Source organism: Pseudomonas sp. L7 (assembly GCF_046605565.1).
Lineage (GTDB): Bacteria > Pseudomonadota > Gammaproteobacteria > Pseudomonadales > Pseudomonadaceae > Aquipseudomonas > Aquipseudomonas wayambapalatensis.
In genome coordinates this window covers 1,618,254-1,635,313 of the sequence record NZ_CP176784.1, presented here as the reverse complement: position 1 = coordinate 1,635,313, position 17,060 = coordinate 1,618,254, and the positions used below count along the sequence as shown (strand labels likewise).

Below are 17,060 nucleotides of genomic sequence, written 5' to 3'. Positions count from 1 at the left end.
CGACATACAGCAGATCGCAGTGCCTGGCAGGAGCAGGTTTGCCGGCGTCACCATACTCGTCTAACGATTGAACCGCTCCGCCAGGCTATGCAGGTACTCCGCCATCCGCTCCAGATCCTGGCTGATCTCAGCCCCCTGCTTCGCCTGCCCGGCGCTTTCGTCGCACAGGTGGGCAATGCGCACGATCTGCTGGTTGATATCCTCCGCCACGTGGCTCTGCTGCTCGGAGGCAGTCGCCATCTGCTGGCTCATGCCAGTAATGCGGCTCACCGCCTGAACGATACCCGCCAGCGCCGACTGCACCGCCTCGACGCTGTGCACGCTATCGCGAGAAATCTGCTCGCCGCGGCTGGCGCTGCTCACCGCGCGCTCGGCACCGGCACGCAGCGAGGCAATGATCTGGTGGATTTCCTCGGTGGAGGTGCGGGTGCGCTGGGCCAGCGAACGCACCTCGTCAGCCACCACCGCAAAGCCCCTGCCCTGTTCCCCGGCACGCGCCGCTTCGATGGCGGCATTGAGCGCCAGCAGATTGGTCTGCTCGGCAATCGAGGTGATCACATCCACCACACTGCCGATCGACTGGGTCTGCTCGGCCAGGGCATTGACTGCCTGGCCGATGTCGTTCACCGCCTCGCTCATGCTGCCCATGGCGCGCAGGCTCTGCTGGGCCAGGTCACTGCCCTGCTGCGCCAGCTGGTCGGCATCGCCGGCCGCGTGGGCGGTACTCTGCACGTTATGGGTGACCTGCTGGATGGTCGCCGCCATCTGCGCGATAGCGGTCGCCGACTGGTCGGTTTCGCTGCGCTGTCGGTCGAGCATCTGCGCCTGGGCATCGGACAGTTCCGCTGACTGCGCGGCCCGTGACTTGACCCCGACGCCAGCATCCACCAGCCGCGTGAGCGCAGTCTGCAGACGCGCCTCTTCGCTGATGATCGCCAGGTCGAGCTGACCGCGCAGGCCCGGGTTGTCACTGTAGGTCAGGGCGACCAGCGGACTGGTGAAAGCCTTGGGATGCTCGGCCAGGGTACGGCGAATGGCCTGATTCTGCCGGTGTTCGATCAGGTACCAGGCACTGAACAGGCTGACCATCAGCAGGCCCAGCGCCGCATAGGGCGGTAGCCACAGGTAGCCTGCCGCCGCAATCAGCCCGGCACCCACCAGTGGCCAGCCAGTCCCCAGGCCATGCCCCAGCCGCGCCGCCCAGGGCACCGGCGAGCGTTCGGCCCGCAGGCGTGCGTACAACGCTTCGGCACGACGAATCTGTTCGCGAGTCGGCACCGAGCGCACCGACTCGTAGCCACTGATGCGACCGTTCTCGTAGACCGCCGTGACATAGGCGCTGACCCAGTAGAAGTCGCCGTTCTTGGCGCGGTTCTTCACCACCCCCATCCACGGCTTGCCTTGCTTGATGGTTTCCCACATATGGCCGAACACCGACGGCGGCATGTCGGGGTGGCGCACCAGGTTGTGCGGCTGCCCCACCAACTCGTCGTAGGTGAATCCGCTGATCGCCACGAACGCGTCGTTGCAGTAAGTGATCCGGCTGTTCAGGTCGGTGGTGGAAATCAACCGCTGCTCGCTGGAGAACGTTCTTTCATGCTCGGTTACGGGCAGATTCGTGCGCATCTCGGGCGGTCCTTGCTTGTGTAGATGAGAGGGAAATTTCATCAAAGCAAGTAAAGGTTTAGCAGAGCTTTTTCACGTGCGGGATCAGCATTTGTAAGAAAAGTTCCCGACCTGACGGAATGTATTTTCGGCAACGACGATCAGCCCACATTCAACTGCGACTTGAGCAGGTCGCGGAAGGTCTGGATCAACGGTTCGCGGCTGCGCCCACGGCGGATGATCAAAGAGAATGGCGCCTGATAGCCGAAGGTAGACGGCGACAACACCCGCAGATCACCTTTGTCGGCCCAGGCCTGGGCATAGTGCTCGGGCAGGTAACCGATGTAGGCACCGGACAGGATCAGGATCAACTGCGCCTCCATGCTTTCCACGGTCGCGGCGCTGTGCTTGAAGCCGTGACGAGCCAGCTCCGCCTGGCTCCAGTAACCGCGCCCGACCATGCGTTGCTGAGTGATGACCTGCGCCGGAATGCGCCGCTCGCTGAACAGCGGGTGGCGGCTGCTGCAGTACAGCCAGTGCTGCTCGCGGTACAACGGCTGGTACACCAGGCCGCTCATGCGCGAAGAGAAGGCGCCGATGGCCAGGTCCAGGCGGTTGTCCTGCACACCCAGCTGCAGCTCGTAAGGGCTGGACACCGACAGGTGCAAGTGCACGGCCGGGTGTTCCTGGCTGTAGGCGCCGATCGCCTCGGCCAGGGGCAGCGCGCGATCGCCAACGGTGGAGTCGATCACCCCCAGGTTGAGGGTGCCGCGCAGCTCACCCTTGAGCGCCGCGGCGTATTGCTCGAAACCGTCGAGCTCGCCCAGCAGGCGCAAGGTCTCCTGGTGGAACAGCTCGCCCTTGCTGGTCAGGCTGAAACCACCACGCCCACGGTGGCACAGCACCAGGCCCAGGGCGCTTTCCAGCTGGCTCATGTAGGTGCTGATGGCCGACGTGGAAAGGTTGAGGTCGCGCTGGGCATTGGCGAAACCCTGGTGGCGCACCACGCTGGCAAAGATGCGCAACAGTTTCAGGTCGGGCAGCGATGAGGCCATGGCGCACGGGTTCCGTCGAGTGGAAATGCGCCAGAGTCTACCGCGCCTGCGCGTCGATAGTTCAGAAATTCCTGAAGTAAGTATTTGTCGGTAGCGATTCTTTCCGCGCACTACCTTGCGCAGACTTGGCCGAAATGTCCCTGGTCGCCGGCGCCTTCGCGCTTGCCGAGCGTGCCGCGACACAGGTTCGAACAAACAGAACAATCGACCGACTGATGAGGCCCACCGTGGACAAGATTCTCCACCAACCACTGGGCGGCAACGAAATGCCGCGTTTCGGCGGCATCGCCACCATGCTCCGTCTTCCTCACCTGCAAAGCGCCGAAGGCCTGGACGCCGCCTTCATCGGCGTGCCACTGGATATCGGCACCTCGCTGCGCTCCGGCACCCGCTTCGGCCCGCGGCAGATCCGCGCCGAATCGGTGATGATCCGCCCGTACAACATGGCCACCGGCGCCGCCCCGTTCGACTCGCTGTCGGTCGCCGACATCGGTGACGTGGCGATCAACACCTTCAACCTGCTCGACGCCGTGCGCATCATCGAAGAAGCCTACGACGAAATCCTCGAACACAACGTCATCCCCATGACCCTGGGTGGCGACCACACCATCACCCTGCCGATCCTGCGCGCCCTGCATAAAAAGCACGGCAAGATCGGCCTGGTGCACATCGACGCCCACGCCGACGTCAACGATCATATGTTCGGCGAGAAGATCGCCCACGGCACCACCTTCCGCCGCGCCGTCGAGGAAGGCCTGCTGGACTGCGACCGGGTGGTGCAGATCGGCCTGCGCGCCCAGGGCTATACCGCCGACGACTTCAACTGGAGCCGCCGCCAGGGCTTCCGCGTGGTGCAGGCTGAAGAGTGCTGGCACAAGTCGCTGGAGCCGCTGATGGCCGAAGTGCGCGAGAAGGTCGGCGGTGGCCCGGTGTACCTGTCGTTCGACATCGACGGCATCGACCCGGCCTGGGCGCCAGGCACCGGCACCCCGGAAATTGGCGGCCTGACCACCATCCAGGCGATGGAAATCATCCGCGGTTGCCACGGCCTGGACCTGATCGGCTGCGACCTGGTCGAGGTCTCGCCACCGTACGACACCACCGGCAACACCTCGCTGCTGGGCGCCAACCTGTTGTTCGAAATGCTCTGCGTGCTTCCCGGCGTGGTGCGTCGCTGATCACCTGAAACACCTGCAATACCCAGGCAGGAGCCGTGGGTCAGGGCCATAGAGGCCCGCCAACACTCGATGAGGAGCGCCGGACGCGGTGAGAGCGTCCGAGCGATCGATCTCGCATAATAAAGATAATCGGAGACACCCATGGCCTTGGACATCATTGTTGTACTGATCTACGCCGCTGGCATGCTCGGGCTTGGCTGGTACGGCATGCGGCGGGCGAAAACCCACGAAGACTACCTGGTCGCCGGACGCAATCTCGGCCCGACCCTCTACATGGGCACCATGGCCACCACCGTGCTCGGTGGTGCATCCACCGTCGGCACCGTGCGCCTGGGCTATGTCCACGGCATTTCCGGTTTCTGGCTGTGCGCGGCCCTGGGCCTGGGCATCATCGCCCTGAACCTGTTCCTCGCCAAACCGCTGCTGCGCCTGCGCATCTTCACCGTGACCCAGGTCCTGGAGCGCCGCTACAACCCGATGGCGCGCCAGGCCAGTGCAGTGATCATGCTGGCCTACGCGCTGATGATCGGCGTGGTCTCCACGCTGGCCATGGGCACCGTGCTGCAAGTGCTGCTCGATGTGCCGTTCTGGATGGCCTTGCTGTTCGGCGGTGGCGTGGTGGTGGTCTACTCGACCATCGGCGGCATGTGGTCGCTGACCCTCACCGACATCGTGCAGTTCGTCATCAAGACCGTGGGCCTGATGTTCATCCTCCTGCCGGTGTGCCTGTACAAGGCCGGTGGCTGGGATGCACTGGTGGCCAAGCTGCCGGCGGCGAGCTTCCAGCTCACCACCATCGGCTGGGATACCATCATCACCTACTTCCTGATCTACTTCTTCGGCATCCTGATCGGCCAGGACATCTGGCAGCGCGTGTTCACCGCACGTGACGAGAAGGTCTGCCAGCGCGCCGGCACCGCCGCAGGCGTGTACTGCGTGATCTACGGCCTGGCCTGTGCCCTGATCGGCATGGCCGCCCATGTGCTGATGCCTGACCTGGCCAACCCGAACAACGCCTTCGCCGAGATGATCAAGACCACCCTGCCCGACGGCATCCGTGGCCTGCTGATGGCGGCGGCACTGGCGGCGATGATGTCGACCGCAAGCGCCGGCCTGCTGGCGGCGTCCACCACCCTGACCGAAGACCTGCTGCCCAAGCTGCGTGGCGGCAAGCGCTCGAGCCTGGGCGTGAACCGCCTGTTCACCCTGCTCACTGGCGTGGCAGTGCTGGTGATCGCCCTGGCGGTGAACGACGTGATCAGTGCCCTGACCTTGGCCTACAACCTGCTGGTCGGCGGCATGCTGATCCCGCTGATCGGGGCGATCTTCTGGAAACGCGCCACCACCCCGGGTGCAATCGCCAGCATGTCGCTGGGCTTTGCCACCGCGCTGTTCTTCATGTTCAAGGACGGCCTGGATGCCAACTCGCCGATCTACTACAGCCTGGCGGTGGGCCTGGTGAGCTTCATCGTGGTCAGCCTGATGTCGCGTAGACCGACGGCTGCGGTGAACCTGGCCTGATTCCAGGGCAGAAAATCTCCGGACCAGCCCGCCCCTACCCTGTGGAAGCAGCTGTCTTGTTCAAAATCTAAAGGTCAGCCCAATCCCTGTGGGAGCGGGCTGGCCCCGCGATCACCGGCGAAGCCGGTGCCATGCACTACGAAAGCCACACCACAGATCCCCCTTGCAAAAACGCAAAAGGCCGCCGCATCCCCCAAGGATGCAGCGGCCTTTTTCCTGCGCTAATCAGCGCCGACGCGGCTGGCGCTTGCGCTGTTCTTCGTCGGTGGGGATCGGTACCGGTTGCAATGGCGGCGGTACCAGGCCAAGGGCGACGGCAAGGTCGTGGAGCCAGTTGTACATGCGCTTGTTCATAGTGCCCCCTTCACGGGTCAGCCTTGCGGCAAATCAGTCCTGCGATGCTTCATACAGATCATAGTCCCATGTTCTGTATATCGCCTGCGTCTAACCTTACAGATATGGGCGATTTTGCCGCAGATCAAGCGGAAACGCCGTACTCCGACAGCCGGTTTACTGTTTCACCTTGTTGCAGGTCGATCCAGGCCTGCAAATTCGCCCCGCACATGCCCTGGCGCCACATCAACCAGGTCTCGGCATGATCGAACGGCGCCTGCAGCGGATGCGCGCTGACCCGCTCGCGCCCCGGCAGGCTGTCGAGCATCGAACGCGACATCATCGCCACCCCGGCACCGGCGATCACACACGCCAGCATGCCCTGGTACGACTCGATCTCCATCACCCGCCCCATGGGCGTGTGGTCGTGCGCGTACCAAGCCTCCAGACGCATGCGGTAGGCACACCCCTGACGGAACGTGAATACCGAACGCCCGGCCACATCACGCGCGCTATGCACAGGCGGGTGCTCGGGGCTGGTGATCAGCACCAGTTGCTCCTCGCACAAGGGCACGCCATCGAGCCCGGCCAGCCCCGGCGGGCCATCCACCAGGGCGGCGTCCAGGCGGCGCTCGAGCAGGCCCTGCAACAGCTCGCCGCTGGGCGCGGCCTGCACCTGCAGGTTCACTGCCGGATAGGCCTGATGGTAGCGCGCAAGCAACGCCGGAAGCTGGATGGCCGCGGTGCTGTACATGGTCCCGATGATGAAGTCCCCAGCTGGCTGACCGCCCTGCACCGCCGCCATGGCTTCATCGCGCAGTACCGAAAGCCTGTGCGCATAGTCCAGCAACACTTTGCCGGCCGGCGACAGTTGCAAGCGCTGACGCTCGCGCAGGAACAACTCGACCCCCAGTTGCTCTTCGAGCTGACGCAGGCGCGTCGACAGGTTCGACGGCACCCGGTGCAGGCGCTCGGCGGCGCGAGTCACTGAACCCTCCTCGGCGACGGCCTGGAAGATTCGCAATTGGCTGAAGTCCACGACATTCTCCAAAACAGAACAACTTGATCATCATTATTCAATTTTATTGAAAGTCAAGAACCCCTACCCTGCCATCCATCGCTTACCACTGCGCAGGAGTCTTCCCATGTCGCCCTTACTGCAACTCATGGCCAGTGCCGTCGCGCTGATGATGGCCATGGGCATCGGCCGCTTCGCCCTGACCCCGCAGATGCCCCGCCTGATTGCCGAGGGCCAGTTCGACCTGACCGCAGGCGGCCTGGTGGCCGCTGCCAACTATCTCGGCTATTTCATCGGCGCCGTGGACGGCATGTTCGCTCGCCACCCGCACCAGGTGCGCCTGCGCCTGCATGCCGGGCTGTGGCTGTGCGTGCTGCTGACCCTGGCCTCCTGGGCCGCCAACGGGTTTTGGAGCCACCTGCTGCTGCGCTTCGGCACCGGTGTGGCGAGTGCCTGGGCATTGGTGATGCTGACCAGCCTCAGCCAGCACGTGGCCAGCAGCCACGGCCGTGCGCGACTCGGCGCCCTGGTGTTCGCAGGCCCCGGCGTGGGGATCGCCATCACCGGCTTCCTGGCACTGGGCGCGCACCTGCTCAGCCTCGATTCGGCCGCGTTGTGGCTGATGTACTCGGTGGCCGCGCTGGTGATGCTGCTGGCCGTGCTGCCGTGGCTGCCCCGCGCCCACCTGCTGACGCCTGCGACCACTAACGCACCGGCACAGGCTCATTCACACCAGCGCGGCATAGCTCGTCTGGCGGTGGTCTATGCGCTGTACGGCATTGGCTACATCCTGCCGGCCACCTTTCTGTCGCAGATGGCCAGCCAGCAATTCCAGGGACAGTGGCTTGCCGACCTGTTCTGGCCCGGCTTCGGCCTGGCTGCGGCGCTTGGCGTAGTGATCGTCAGCCTGCGCGGCCCTGGTCGCACCAGCGTCTGGCTGACCGCCACACTCTGGCTGCAAGCCTTGGGCGTGCTGGCCTGCCTGCTGGGTGGCGGTATCGGACTGGGGCTCGGGGTATTGCTGTGTGGCGCGCCTTTCCTGGCCTGCATGCAACTGGTGATGCAGCGCTCACGGGAGCTTGCACCCCACGCCACCCAGCGCAACGCCGGTCTGCTGACCGCCTGCTTCGCCCTTGGCCAACTCAGCGGACCGTTGCTGGCCGCGCTGAGCAACCACTTCAGCGGTGGGCTGCAACCCGCACTGTTGCTGGCGGCTGCGGGGCTGGGGGTCGCCGGGTTGCTGGTGGCGACAAGCAGGTCGGATCAACGCGCCGCAGAGCAACTGGCGACCCCTGTGTAGGAGCAGCTGTCTTGCTCAAAATCTAAAGACCAGCCCAATCCCTGTAGGAGCGGGCTTGCCCGCGAACACGGGCGTAGCCCGTGCCAGGCAGCGCGATATCTTCTTCGCGGGCAAGCCCGCCCCTACCGGTCGAGGCGGTTTCATAGCCGGGCTGTGGCCTCAATGCACCGAGTTACGCCCAACCTCCAGGTCGTTCAGCAACGCCTTGGCCATCGCGCTCAGGTAGTGCAGCGCGGTGATGCTCACCGGGTCCACCTGTTCCTGCTCGCTCAACTCGCGGACACAGCCAAGGATCACCGACACTTCTTCCAGCACCCGCTCGAAAGGAATGCCAGGCTGTACGCGGTACATGTCCAGGAAAGTCGCCACGCCAGCGGTGGTGTAGCCATTGGATAGATCAGTCATGGTCACGTTTCCTCACTGCGGTGTGGGGAACGTGCGTAAGGCGGGGTGGATCGGGGACGAGCTTTTTCATGGCATGACTCCCATCGTGAAAAACAGGAACTGCCACTCGCTCGTTCTCACAGGATTGGGTGGCAGTCGTACGCGGGGTGAGAACCCGGCCACGATAGGGGAACCGGTCAGGACGAACCTGCCCGCGCACGGCTGCCATAGCAGAGCGGACGCTATCGTGATTAGGGTTCTCACACCCTGTCGTTTGGACGACCCGGCGAAGTTATCCCTGACGCATTTCCACGACAATTAAGACGCTTCCGCAAGCCGCGTAGGATAGATCCTAACGACTCAAAACCTGACACCGGCGCCCGAGAATTAGGAAAAATCAGACACGCTACAGCCCACCTTACCCCACCACCCGGCGCAACTGCCGCCGCACCCAAGGCTCGGCACTCACCAGCACCACACCACCGAGCACCATCACCGCCCCCACCACGAAGTTCACGCTCAGCGGCTCATCCAGCAACAGCACCCCGAACGTCACCCCGAACAACGGCGTGATGAACGAAAACACCGCCAGGTTCGACGCCAGGTACTGGCGCAGCAACCAGAACCAGGTCAGGTAACTGAAGAACGACACCACCAACCCCTGGAACAGCACGCTGCCCAATGCCAACGGCGTGAACGACACCGCACCGATCTGCCCGCTGAACAACGCCATCAGCAGCAAGCCGACGAAGCCCACCATCAGCTGGTAGAACAGCGTCAAGGTCGCCGGCGCCTCCGACAACCGCGAAGCCCGCACCACCACCGTGGTCGCACCCCACATCAGCCCCGCCAGCACCGCCATGGCATCGCCGAGCAGCACCCGCCCATCGAGTTGATCCAGCGACAGCCCGCCCGCAAAGGCCAGGGCAATCCCGGCAAATGCCAGCGCGATCCCCAGCCACTGCAACAAACGCAGGCGCTCGCTGGGCAACATGAAGTGCAGCCCCAGCGCGGTGAACACCGGGGCCGTGTAGAGAAACACCGACATATGCGCCGCCGAGGTCAGCTTCAGCCCCTCGGCGATGAACAGAAACTCCAGCCCGAACAACGCCCCGGCCAGCAAACCCGCGCGCCAGGTGCTGCCCAACTGCGCCCAGCCGCCCCGCCAGCACATCAGCAGCCCGACCAGCACCGCAGCGATACCGGAACGAAACGCCGCCTGCATCACTGGCGCGATATCGGCGGCGGCCCATTTGATCATCACCTGCTGGGAGCCCCAGATCAGGCACAACCCCAGCATCACCTGCAGGGCAAAGGCGTCGGTGTTCTTGCGGGCCGCGCTCATGGGCGGGCCTCGTAGCGGGTCAGGGGCATGGGCAACGCTCGGCAGTCAGAAAATGGATCCATTGCCGATTATCGGTGCGCCCGCCCCGCCGATACCAGCCTAAATCGCGCCCGGTGTTATCTGCGGCTTGCTCGAGACCTGATCGAAGGTGGACTCATCCAGCGCATCTGCCTGCTGATCCAGCGTCAAGCGCGGGCTGTCCGCCCCTGGAATCGCGCTGTCGATGAGGCTGAGCAGGCGTGAGCCGCGCTCGGTTAGCACAAAGTTCTCACCGTTGCCGCCATCTTCTTCAGGACGGCTCTTGATGAACCCGCCCTTGAGCAACAGCTTTTCGTAATCACAGGCGCGGGTTTTCAGCTGATCCAGATCGCCCACTGGCTGGCCCTTGGCGGCCAGCGCCGCAGCATGCTGCTCGGCGTAGGGGCGTGGCGTGAAGCTGTGACCGGCGCCGTTCTGCACCTCGTGCAGCAAGCGTTCGATCAGGTCCCAGTCGTAGGTGCTCATGGCAGTGGCCTCTTGCAGTGGACGGTGGGTACACAGCATGGGACCGGAGGCGTTGGAGGTCCGTTCAAATCATTGACAGTACACGGTTGGAACCGGCTCGGGGCCTGCGAACAGGTATCTACGGCACTTCAAACCTGCTCACGGGTTACAGCTCCCCCGAACTCGAGACAAGTCTTGTCTTCAGAAACCTCAAAACAAATCAACGCGGCTCATCTGAGCTGTGCTGAATAGCCGACAGCTGCGCCAGCCGCGACAAAGCACGGCCATAACCCGTTAGCAGTTGCTTTTGCACCGAGTTAGTCCGAAATCTCGTCCACAAATGGCTCACGGACAGAGTTCAAGAAATTTTTGCCGATAGCACCGATGGTAACGAAATTAATTCTGGCCTGCTCGAGGCTGATGGAATTCGCCCCGCCACCGTAAGTGGGATCACGGAATTGTGCATCGTCATCTTCCCACCCACAAACAGGGCAAACCTCAAAAGTTCCGGTAGGACGCTCATCAAACGTCAAATATTCACAACAAGGACAAGGGCATACCACTACTTAACATCCCATTGCCGATTTCAGCAGTTAACTTTTCCACCTACTCAGGAATGATCACCAACTCACTCCACAGTGGTTTCAGCCCTAGCTTTTCCATATAAGTCCCGTAGTCGAAAAAATCCTTAACCCCAATATTTTCGTATAAAAGCCATGAGGCTTCGCACTCTTGGCATACAAACAAGAAAGTATCGTTAGCTATAATTCTAGCCTTGACAACATCTCCCTGCTCACACCTTGGGCACAGCATATATAACCCCTCTATTTTATAGGATAGGCGGTAATAACCTGATTAGTTCCAGGCCGAACAATGATTTTAATACTCGTTTCTCCAGAAGTACCAAGAGCTCGACCCATCGGCACAACATATGCTCCCGGATCACCTACCACGGGACTTCCTTTCTTGAGCCATGCCTCATCGACAGCGCCTAAAATTTCTTTTCTGTCCATACTAAAGACGCTATGCGTTGTCTTGGCCGGATTCGGCTCCGCATGCTCTAAAACATGCAAAACTCTGTTTCCTTGAACCGATCCTTGTCCATAGTCTAGACCTGCTGGGGTTGTCCAAGTCCGAGTAGCTTTGTCAAATGTCAGTTCTACTGCACCGCCTGTAGCTTTTGCCCCACCCCCCGCCTTCCCAGCCGCAATCTCCCGCTCCGCAGCCGCCAACCCCGCAAGGTTCCCACCTTCCTTGGGCACCAACGCCGACTCGCTATAGAAATACAGCTTTCCATCCGGCGCGACAAACTCAAAATTGCCCGTGCGCAGGTTCACTACCGCCGTATACCCCTCCGGCGCCACCACGTTCGCACCAACCCCTGAACCATCGCGGTAATACGACGGCAACCCAGGCACCTGCCTGCCCGTCGCACCGCCCACCGCTTCGGCAATGGCCTCGCGCTCGGCCACCGTCTTGCTCACCTGACTCAGCTTCCCGGCCTTGCCGACCGGTACCAGGTTCATCACGAACTTGGTCTGCCACTCCGCTTCCACCCGCGCCGCAGCCGTAGGATTGCCCTGCAGCCGATACAGGGTCGCCTCGGCGCGCATGTCCTGCCATTCCTGCACCACCGCTTCAGGATGACTCAAGGAGTTGATCAGCTGGTGAGACACCTGCGAGGCGGTGTTCTGGGTATCGGTCAGCAGCCCCTTGCCCAGGCCGTACATGCCTTTGAGCATGTCGCCCAGCGCCGTGCCTACACCCGCCACCGAACCCAGCGTTTCTGCCGTGGGATCGTACTTGCCGAAGTTCAGGTTATTGGCGTAGTACGCGGCGTACTCGGGGTCCACTCAGGGCGCAGGAACTGGAACTTCAGCCATCCGCCTGTATCACACGAACGCGCAACGTTTATTGCATACAAACCACATTACTGCTAGTTGGTGAGATCACGGGTTTTGATGGGTAACCCGCGGTGTTAAAATTAGGAATCATCTGTGCTTGGCTTTTAGGAAATCCCACCCCAAACATATACTTGCCAGCATTCACTCAGGCTTCCAAGGCCTGCAACAATGATTTGCCCAAATGGAAATAAGTCTATAAACGCCTCAGAAAGCCCATAGCATTTAGGTTGCTCGATAATTTCGCAACGAATTACACATGAAGAACCACTCTAATAGTGGCAAACACACACTCAACTTCGTCGCTAACTGCCTGAACAGCAGACATTGTCGACCCCACCCAAAGCTCTGAGAGGTCATCCACAAAAGAAAACGCCCACACACAACTTTTCCATAGGGGCCAACTCAAACTAGCCCTTTCAGAGTTATAGTAAAATCTTCCCCATGAAACAAGTACGTGAAAAGTTCTGTAAACCCTCTACTCTGTCAATCGTGATGCCTTTTCTCTGAGGTGAGCTTGACCGAGCTTAACTCCGTCGTCGGTTATTTCAACATAACGAGCCACACCATCAACAATTCATTTATAAACACAAGTCGTCCCGCCTACAGAGGTAGCCCCACCTGCCCCTTTTACACCTCTAGCCTATAAAGCCAGACGACCTACAAAAATCTAAATTTCCAATAATCTTTAAACTCCAAAACCCAGTACTTCTCTCTGTCCGGAATCAAGTATCCGAAATCAGCACACTTAGCAAACCAACCAGGATAGGCCGAATCTTCATGAGCCCTTCCATTGTCCATATGCAGGTATATCTCCCTATCAAAATTCACATAAAACATCGGGAGCCTAGATGCAACAGCATTAGCAGCCTTGAAACAATTAACATTCAGCTCCGCCCCAGAAAGATAGTACTGCTCAATTTTTTCATACAAATCCCCCTCCAGATCAAGCCCCATCATAAGGATACTCTTAAGATTTTCCTGTGAAAGAATCTGCCTCCCATCGCCGCCAATGTATTGCGGGAAGTTATCTGATGTAAGTTTAAGAAGACCACCCCTAAACTCATTGCAAGCCAAAAAATATTGCTCCTTTGTTATATATCCCTTATCAAGATAGGCCCGATAATCCTTCTCCGCATCCAGACAGAAGTTATACTTATAATCCACAACCCAAAAGCATCGCCCCAAATGAACAAAAATACAGATGCTTTTTTCACCATCCCACAACTCGCCAAATAGTGCCTGGCTTAGTTTCATCGTCCAAACTCCTTCAGAAATTCGCTTTGTGAGCACACCCGCGCGTTGCTTGAGTGTTTTTCAAGCAGCGACTCCCATACCTTGGGTAGCTCCAGCGCAGTACCTGGCTGGTTCGGATCTACGATTTTGGGTGCTGATGGATCTCGTGGAACACCAGGGATGGGTCGTTGAGGCACGGCACTATCCATAATCTGCCTATGAAGACCCGCATCTACCTCGAACACAACCACAGACCCGTCCGGACGCTTATTGGTTAAGAAATAGCTAGCATGATCAGCATTTCCGACACTGACGCAAAGCTGCCCAGAACAACCGGGGTTAATGTTAATACTTTTCTGTCCGTACTAAAGACACTATGCGTTGTCTTGGCCGGATTCGGCTCCGCATGCTCTAAAACATGCAAAACTCTGTTTCTTTGAACCGATCCTTGTCCATAGTCTAGACCTGCTGGGGTTGTCCAAGTCCGAGTAGCTTTGTCAAATGTTAGTTCTACGGCACCGCCTGTCGCTTTTGGACCTAATCAGCAGCTGTAAAAAAATGCTTATCTAGATCAGCAGGAGGGAACTGACTAGGTAGAATTTTTGACGAGACATCCCTACCAAGAAGTTTTAAAAGAAACTCAACACAGCCATAACTGTAGACCTCTTCGCCTCCCTGATCCGAGCTATGAATAGCAACTCTCCACGAATCTGGCTGCCCCTCAACCAACCAAACAAAAGTTTCTCCATTATCTGTCACCGCCCAAGGAAGAAAAGAACCTTCCGCAGGATAATTTGGCCTTGGATAGTCCGACAAAAACTCCTGCCGCATTACAGCGTACGCGTCTAAAAAGTATTTACTTTTCTCAAAATTCAAATTTGGATTTTGAGAAAAAGGATCTAACACCCACACAAAATCGTCTACTACTCCGCACCCGTAAATTGAAATAAACTCCTTGAAATCGTTGGGCAGCCGCAGATCCTTATCAGCTTCAAAGTTTACCCAAGCGGCTTTATCAAAGGCTCGCGGAGAGGGTGGCGGAAGAATACTAATCAGCTCATTTATCATACTTACTTTACCCCATTTATGTTCGGGTTTGATACATCAAGAGTAAAACCACCTGAGCCACGAGCAGACAACGTCACACCGGTTGGCATTGGGTTTGCACCTGTACAAATAGGAATCGCCCTATAGCTTACTGTTTCACCACTCTGCACGGCACCTCTGACTTGACGCTCAAATGAGCTCATATTTGGATGATTCGCGTTGCGCTGGAAAAGTGTCACCAAATTTCTTGCATCATCACCAGCCCCTCCTAGTGAATTCGCAAGCAAATGTCCTCGCGCATGGCTAGCGGGCTGCCTCTCAAAACCTGGAGGTCGAATTGCTGGATTAGCACTCGAACCGCTTCCCAACGAACTCTCCCTGAGGACTGCTGTAACTCCCGTAGGTCGACCAAGTGAGTCGAGGTCGCCAAGAATTATGTTGCTTGGAGCATTTGCACTTGGCCTGGCGAGCGTCGAGTAGCTGCTTTCTGGAGTTGCTTTTGCCCCATTAAGTTATCTGAAAAAATGTAATCACTGGACCATAATCCTGATCTGAGTTAGAAACCACAACACTAAATTTCTTGTCAGAGAATTTCTCTCTCAAAACTAACCGCCAGGAGAATGCCATCACCTCTGCCAGCTGTTCGAACACCCTATTATCGACGTCCTCAGAGCACCCTTCAAAGACATCATAAATGTGCATATGGTTGATCATTTTTTCAGTTGCTTGCACGTCACCATTGAATTGATCCAGCCAACACCTAACAACACCGCCATCATATTTACTTTCTAAAAAAACCCCATTTCCATCAACAACAAAATCAGGAAAAAAAAGCCTGCTCGACAGCAATACGTCCTCAGGATTGCACTGACTGCTTATATAGGAAAACTCATCAATCTCGTCTTTTTCCGCCCACCCCGACTTCCAAGACTCATAACGAACCAAGCCGAACATGGAATGAATTGTTTTAACTTTCATTATGGGATCTCTTCGGGTTTAGCGGGTCTTGGTGCTAATTTTGTCGAGGGTGATTGAACTCTAATCGTCCCATCTGGCAACTTATTTCTACCGTACTCAATCACATGCGGAGTTTGCACATTTGCATGTGCAGCTCCAGTAACATCAACTCTCTTAACAATCATTCCTGCCGAATCGTACACAGCATAGCTCGTAATATTTCCTTGGTTATCCGCTCTATACACCGTCCCATTGACTGGCCCACCATCAAGTTTGAAGCGTCCGCTTATCTGGGCTGCGTTTTGCAGCGGGCCGCCTGCAAGGTTGCTGGCATTGCGAGGCACGGAAGGGGAATGTATTCCTTTTGCACCAACTAACTTCTAGTTCTTTACTGCTTCAACCCCAGCAGGTGCTTAAATGGCCCTTCATCCAAATCAAGCCCCATATCTAGAATCAGCAGAACAGCCTCTCTATATTCTTCGTCCGTTATAGAAATATCATATTCGCAAATATGATCACACAGTATCTCAAAGGCTAGGTTCTCTTCGCTATACGCGACATAATCCAAGGCGCCTTGGAGAAGATCGGAATTTAATCGACCTTCAAATTTTCTCCCAAACCTAATGATACGATCCGCAAACATAAATCCTACTTGATTGGTTTGTAAGGTGGAATTGGAGCATCATCAGGAAATGCAGTAACAACCTTTCCTGTAGCCGGCTGATATACAACTCGCATTCGTACGCCATCACGAGTTTCATAAGCGACCCATTTAGCAGCATCTCCTTTAACTGTATAAGCGCCACCGGTTCCAGTTTGCGCGTACCACTTAGTATTCGGAGATGTCGTGATATCGCCGACCGCGTCAACAATCTTATCTCCTGACCAACTTTCAGGAAAAACTGTCTTCCCTTCCTGTCCCGGCCACATATGTCCACCACTGCCTGGCTTATCACCGTACAAAATATGTTGCTTTGCTTCAGGAGAAAGAATGTCAACGTAATTCTTTCCAAGTCCTTTTGCCCCCCCCCCACCCGCCTTCCCAGCCGCAATCTCCCGCTCCGCCGCCGCCAACCCCGCAAGGTTCCCACCCTCCTTGGGCACCAACGCCGACTCGCTATAGAAATACAGCTTTCCATCCGGCGCGACAAACTCAAAATTGCCCGTGCGCAGGTTCACTACCGCCGTATACCCCTCCGGCGCCACCACGTTCGCACCAACCCCTGAACCATCGCGGTAATACGACGGCAACCCAGGCACCTGCCTGCCCGTCGCACCGCCCACCGCTTCGGCAATGGCCTCGCGCTCGGCCACCGTCTTGCTTACCTGCCCCAGCTTCCCGGCCTTGCCGACCGGTACCAGGTTCATCACGAACTTGGTCTGCCACTCCGCTTCCACCCGCGCCGCAGCCGTAGGATTGCCCTGCAGCCGATACAGGGTCGCCTCGGCGCGCATGTCCTGCCACTCCTGCACCACCGCTTCAGGATGACTCAAGGAGTTGATCAGCTGGTGAGACACCTGCGAGGCGGTGTTCTGGGTATCGGTCAGCAACCCCTTGCCCAGGCCGTACATGCCTTTGAGCATGTCGCCCAGCGCCGAACCTGCACCCTCCACCGAACCCAGCGTTTCTGCCGTGGGGTCGTACTTCCCGAAGTTCAGGTTATTGGCGTAATACGCGGCGTACTCGGTGTCCACCC

18 protein-coding genes and 1 pseudogene are annotated in these 17,060 nt (G+C 58.4%); 3 read left to right on the top strand and 16 right to left on the bottom strand.

Annotation, left to right across the window (positions count from 1 at the left end; all coding sequences use genetic code 11):
* Positions 1 to 60 precede the first annotated feature (60 nt).
* Together ACK3BK_RS07710 and ACK3BK_RS07705 are read right to left on the bottom strand one after the other, a co-directional pair.
* A complete protein-coding gene (locus tag ACK3BK_RS07710) occupies positions 61 to 1,626 on the bottom strand; it encodes a methyl-accepting chemotaxis protein (RefSeq protein ID WP_411384048.1) in 1,566 nt (521 codons plus the stop codon).
* Between the two features lie 140 nt (positions 1,627 to 1,766).
* The gene (locus ACK3BK_RS07705) at positions 1,767 to 2,660 is read right to left on the bottom strand and encodes a LysR family transcriptional regulator (RefSeq protein WP_186666854.1); all 894 of its coding nucleotides are present in this window, start codon (positions 2,658 to 2,660) and stop codon (positions 1,767 to 1,769) included.
* Between the two features lie 227 nt (positions 2,661 to 2,887).
* Here ACK3BK_RS07705 and speB point away from each other — a divergent pair, with 227 nt between their 5' ends.
* Both speB and ACK3BK_RS07695 read left to right on the top strand, forming a co-directional pair.
* Positions 2,888 to 3,838, top strand: coding sequence for an agmatinase (gene speB / locus ACK3BK_RS07700; protein ID WP_063543768.1), 951 nt, complete (start codon positions 2,888 to 2,890; stop codon positions 3,836 to 3,838).
* Between the two features lie 141 nt (positions 3,839 to 3,979).
* Positions 3,980 to 5,359, top strand: a complete 1,380-nt coding sequence (locus tag ACK3BK_RS07695; RefSeq protein ID WP_411384047.1) for a sodium:solute symporter — start codon at positions 3,980 to 3,982, stop codon at positions 5,357 to 5,359.
* A gap of 225 nt (positions 5,360 to 5,584) precedes the next feature.
* On the opposite strand, the gene ACK3BK_RS07690 is transcribed toward ACK3BK_RS07695, so the two are convergent.
* Together ACK3BK_RS07690 and ptrR are read right to left on the bottom strand one after the other, a co-directional pair.
* Positions 5,585 to 5,713 carry a PA1414 family protein gene (locus ACK3BK_RS07690; protein ID WP_256093825.1) on the bottom strand — a complete coding sequence of 43 codons (129 nt, stop codon included), beginning with the start codon at positions 5,711 to 5,713 and terminating at the stop codon, positions 5,585 to 5,587.
* A gap of 124 nt (positions 5,714 to 5,837) precedes the next feature.
* On the bottom strand, positions 5,838 to 6,731 hold the full coding sequence (gene ptrR, locus ACK3BK_RS07685) for a putrescine utilization regulator PtrR (protein WP_186721211.1): 894 nt from the start codon (positions 6,729 to 6,731) through the stop codon (positions 5,838 to 5,840).
* A 106-nt stretch (positions 6,732 to 6,837) separates the two neighbouring features.
* Between ptrR and ACK3BK_RS07680 the strand changes: the two genes are divergently transcribed.
* Positions 6,838 to 8,010 (top strand): YbfB/YjiJ family MFS transporter, encoded by a 1,173-nt coding sequence (locus ACK3BK_RS07680; protein ID WP_411384046.1) that lies wholly within the window; start codon positions 6,838 to 6,840, stop codon positions 8,008 to 8,010.
* Positions 8,011 to 8,169: 159 nt separating this feature from the next.
* Here the strand turns inward: ACK3BK_RS07680 and ACK3BK_RS07675 are convergent, their stop codons facing one another.
* The 12 genes and pseudogenes from ACK3BK_RS07675 to ACK3BK_RS07620 all read right to left on the bottom strand — a co-directional run.
* Complete coding sequence (locus ACK3BK_RS07675) at positions 8,170 to 8,415, bottom strand: DUF3077 domain-containing protein (RefSeq protein WP_125930463.1); 246 nt, start codon at positions 8,413 to 8,415, stop codon at positions 8,170 to 8,172.
* A 397-nt stretch (positions 8,416 to 8,812) separates the two neighbouring features.
* Positions 8,813 to 9,739 (bottom strand): DMT family transporter, encoded by a 927-nt coding sequence (locus ACK3BK_RS07670; RefSeq protein ID WP_411384045.1) that lies wholly within the window; start codon positions 9,737 to 9,739, stop codon positions 8,813 to 8,815.
* Between the two features lie 99 nt (positions 9,740 to 9,838).
* Positions 9,839 to 10,243, bottom strand: coding sequence for a transcriptional regulator (locus ACK3BK_RS07665; RefSeq protein ID WP_411384044.1), 405 nt, complete (start codon positions 10,241 to 10,243; stop codon positions 9,839 to 9,841).
* A gap of 296 nt (positions 10,244 to 10,539) precedes the next feature.
* On the bottom strand, positions 10,540 to 10,785 hold the full coding sequence (locus ACK3BK_RS07660; RefSeq protein ID WP_411384043.1) for a CPCC family cysteine-rich protein: 246 nt from the start codon (positions 10,783 to 10,785) through the stop codon (positions 10,540 to 10,542).
* Between the two features lie 261 nt (positions 10,786 to 11,046).
* Positions 11,047 to 12,075 carry a hypothetical protein gene (locus ACK3BK_RS07655; RefSeq protein ID WP_411384042.1) on the bottom strand — a complete coding sequence of 343 codons (1,029 nt, stop codon included), beginning with the start codon at positions 12,073 to 12,075 and terminating at the stop codon, positions 11,047 to 11,049.
* A gap of 708 nt (positions 12,076 to 12,783) precedes the next feature.
* Positions 12,784 to 13,380: a hypothetical protein gene (locus ACK3BK_RS07650; RefSeq protein ID WP_411384041.1), complete on the bottom strand. Its 597-nt coding sequence runs from the start codon at positions 13,378 to 13,380 to the stop codon at positions 12,784 to 12,786.
* A gap of 516 nt (positions 13,381 to 13,896) precedes the next feature.
* On the bottom strand, positions 13,897 to 14,427 hold the full coding sequence (locus tag ACK3BK_RS07645; RefSeq protein ID WP_411384040.1) for an SMI1/KNR4 family protein: 531 nt from the start codon (positions 14,425 to 14,427) through the stop codon (positions 13,897 to 13,899).
* 2 nt (positions 14,428 to 14,429) lie between these two features.
* Positions 14,430 to 14,774, bottom strand: a complete 345-nt coding sequence (locus tag ACK3BK_RS07640; protein ID WP_411384039.1) for a DNA/RNA non-specific endonuclease — start codon at positions 14,772 to 14,774, stop codon at positions 14,430 to 14,432.
* Positions 14,775 to 14,913: 139 nt separating this feature from the next.
* Positions 14,914 to 15,384, bottom strand: coding sequence for a hypothetical protein (locus tag ACK3BK_RS07635; RefSeq protein WP_411384038.1), 471 nt, complete (start codon positions 15,382 to 15,384; stop codon positions 14,914 to 14,916).
* A complete protein-coding gene (locus ACK3BK_RS07630) occupies positions 15,384 to 15,608 on the bottom strand; it encodes a polymorphic toxin type 24 domain-containing protein (protein ID WP_411384452.1) in 225 nt (74 codons plus the stop codon). The genes ACK3BK_RS07635 and ACK3BK_RS07630 overlap by 1 nt, the downstream gene beginning before the upstream one ends.
* A 143-nt stretch (positions 15,609 to 15,751) precedes the next feature.
* Positions 15,752 to 16,006, bottom strand: a complete 255-nt coding sequence (locus tag ACK3BK_RS07625) for a MafI family immunity protein (protein WP_411384037.1) — start codon at positions 16,004 to 16,006, stop codon at positions 15,752 to 15,754.
* A gap of 5 nt (positions 16,007 to 16,011) precedes the next feature.
* Positions 16,012 to 16,407, bottom strand: a pseudogene (locus ACK3BK_RS07620) (EndoU domain-containing protein); the annotation flags it as partial.
* Positions 16,408 to 17,060 lie beyond the last annotated feature (653 nt).

What these genes read in the sequence shown, in the direction of transcription:
- ACK3BK_RS07650 (WP_411384041.1), bottom strand. Translation starts at nt 13,380, where the DNA reads ATGAAACTAAGCCAGGCACTATTTGGCGAGTTGTGGGATGGTGAAAAA.
- ACK3BK_RS07635 (WP_411384038.1), bottom strand. Translation starts at nt 15,384, where the DNA reads ATGAAAGTTAAAACAATTCATTCCATGTTCGGCTTGGTTCGTTATGAG.
- ACK3BK_RS07695 (WP_411384047.1), top strand. Translation starts at nt 3,980, where the DNA reads ATGGCCTTGGACATCATTGTTGTACTGATCTACGCCGCTGGCATGCTC.
- ACK3BK_RS07690 (WP_256093825.1), bottom strand. Translation starts at nt 5,713, where the DNA reads ATGAACAAGCGCATGTACAACTGGCTCCACGACCTTGCCGTCGCCCTT.
- ACK3BK_RS07705 (WP_186666854.1), bottom strand. Translation starts at nt 2,660, where the DNA reads ATGGCCTCATCGCTGCCCGACCTGAAACTGTTGCGCATCTTTGCCAGC.
- ACK3BK_RS07625 (WP_411384037.1), bottom strand. Translation starts at nt 16,006, where the DNA reads ATGTTTGCGGATCGTATCATTAGGTTTGGGAGAAAATTTGAAGGTCGA.
- ACK3BK_RS07670 (WP_411384045.1), bottom strand. Translation starts at nt 9,739, where the DNA reads ATGAGCGCGGCCCGCAAGAACACCGACGCCTTTGCCCTGCAGGTGATG.
- ACK3BK_RS07645 (WP_411384040.1), bottom strand. Translation starts at nt 14,427, where the DNA reads ATGATAAATGAGCTGATTAGTATTCTTCCGCCACCCTCTCCGCGAGCC.
- ACK3BK_RS07680 (WP_411384046.1), top strand. Translation starts at nt 6,838, where the DNA reads ATGTCGCCCTTACTGCAACTCATGGCCAGTGCCGTCGCGCTGATGATG.
- ACK3BK_RS07710 (WP_411384048.1), bottom strand. Translation starts at nt 1,626, where the DNA reads ATGCGCACGAATCTGCCCGTAACCGAGCATGAAAGAACGTTCTCCAGC.
- ACK3BK_RS07665 (WP_411384044.1), bottom strand. Translation starts at nt 10,243, where the DNA reads ATGAGCACCTACGACTGGGACCTGATCGAACGCTTGCTGCACGAGGTG.
- ACK3BK_RS07675 (WP_125930463.1), bottom strand. Translation starts at nt 8,415, where the DNA reads ATGACTGATCTATCCAATGGCTACACCACCGCTGGCGTGGCGACTTTC.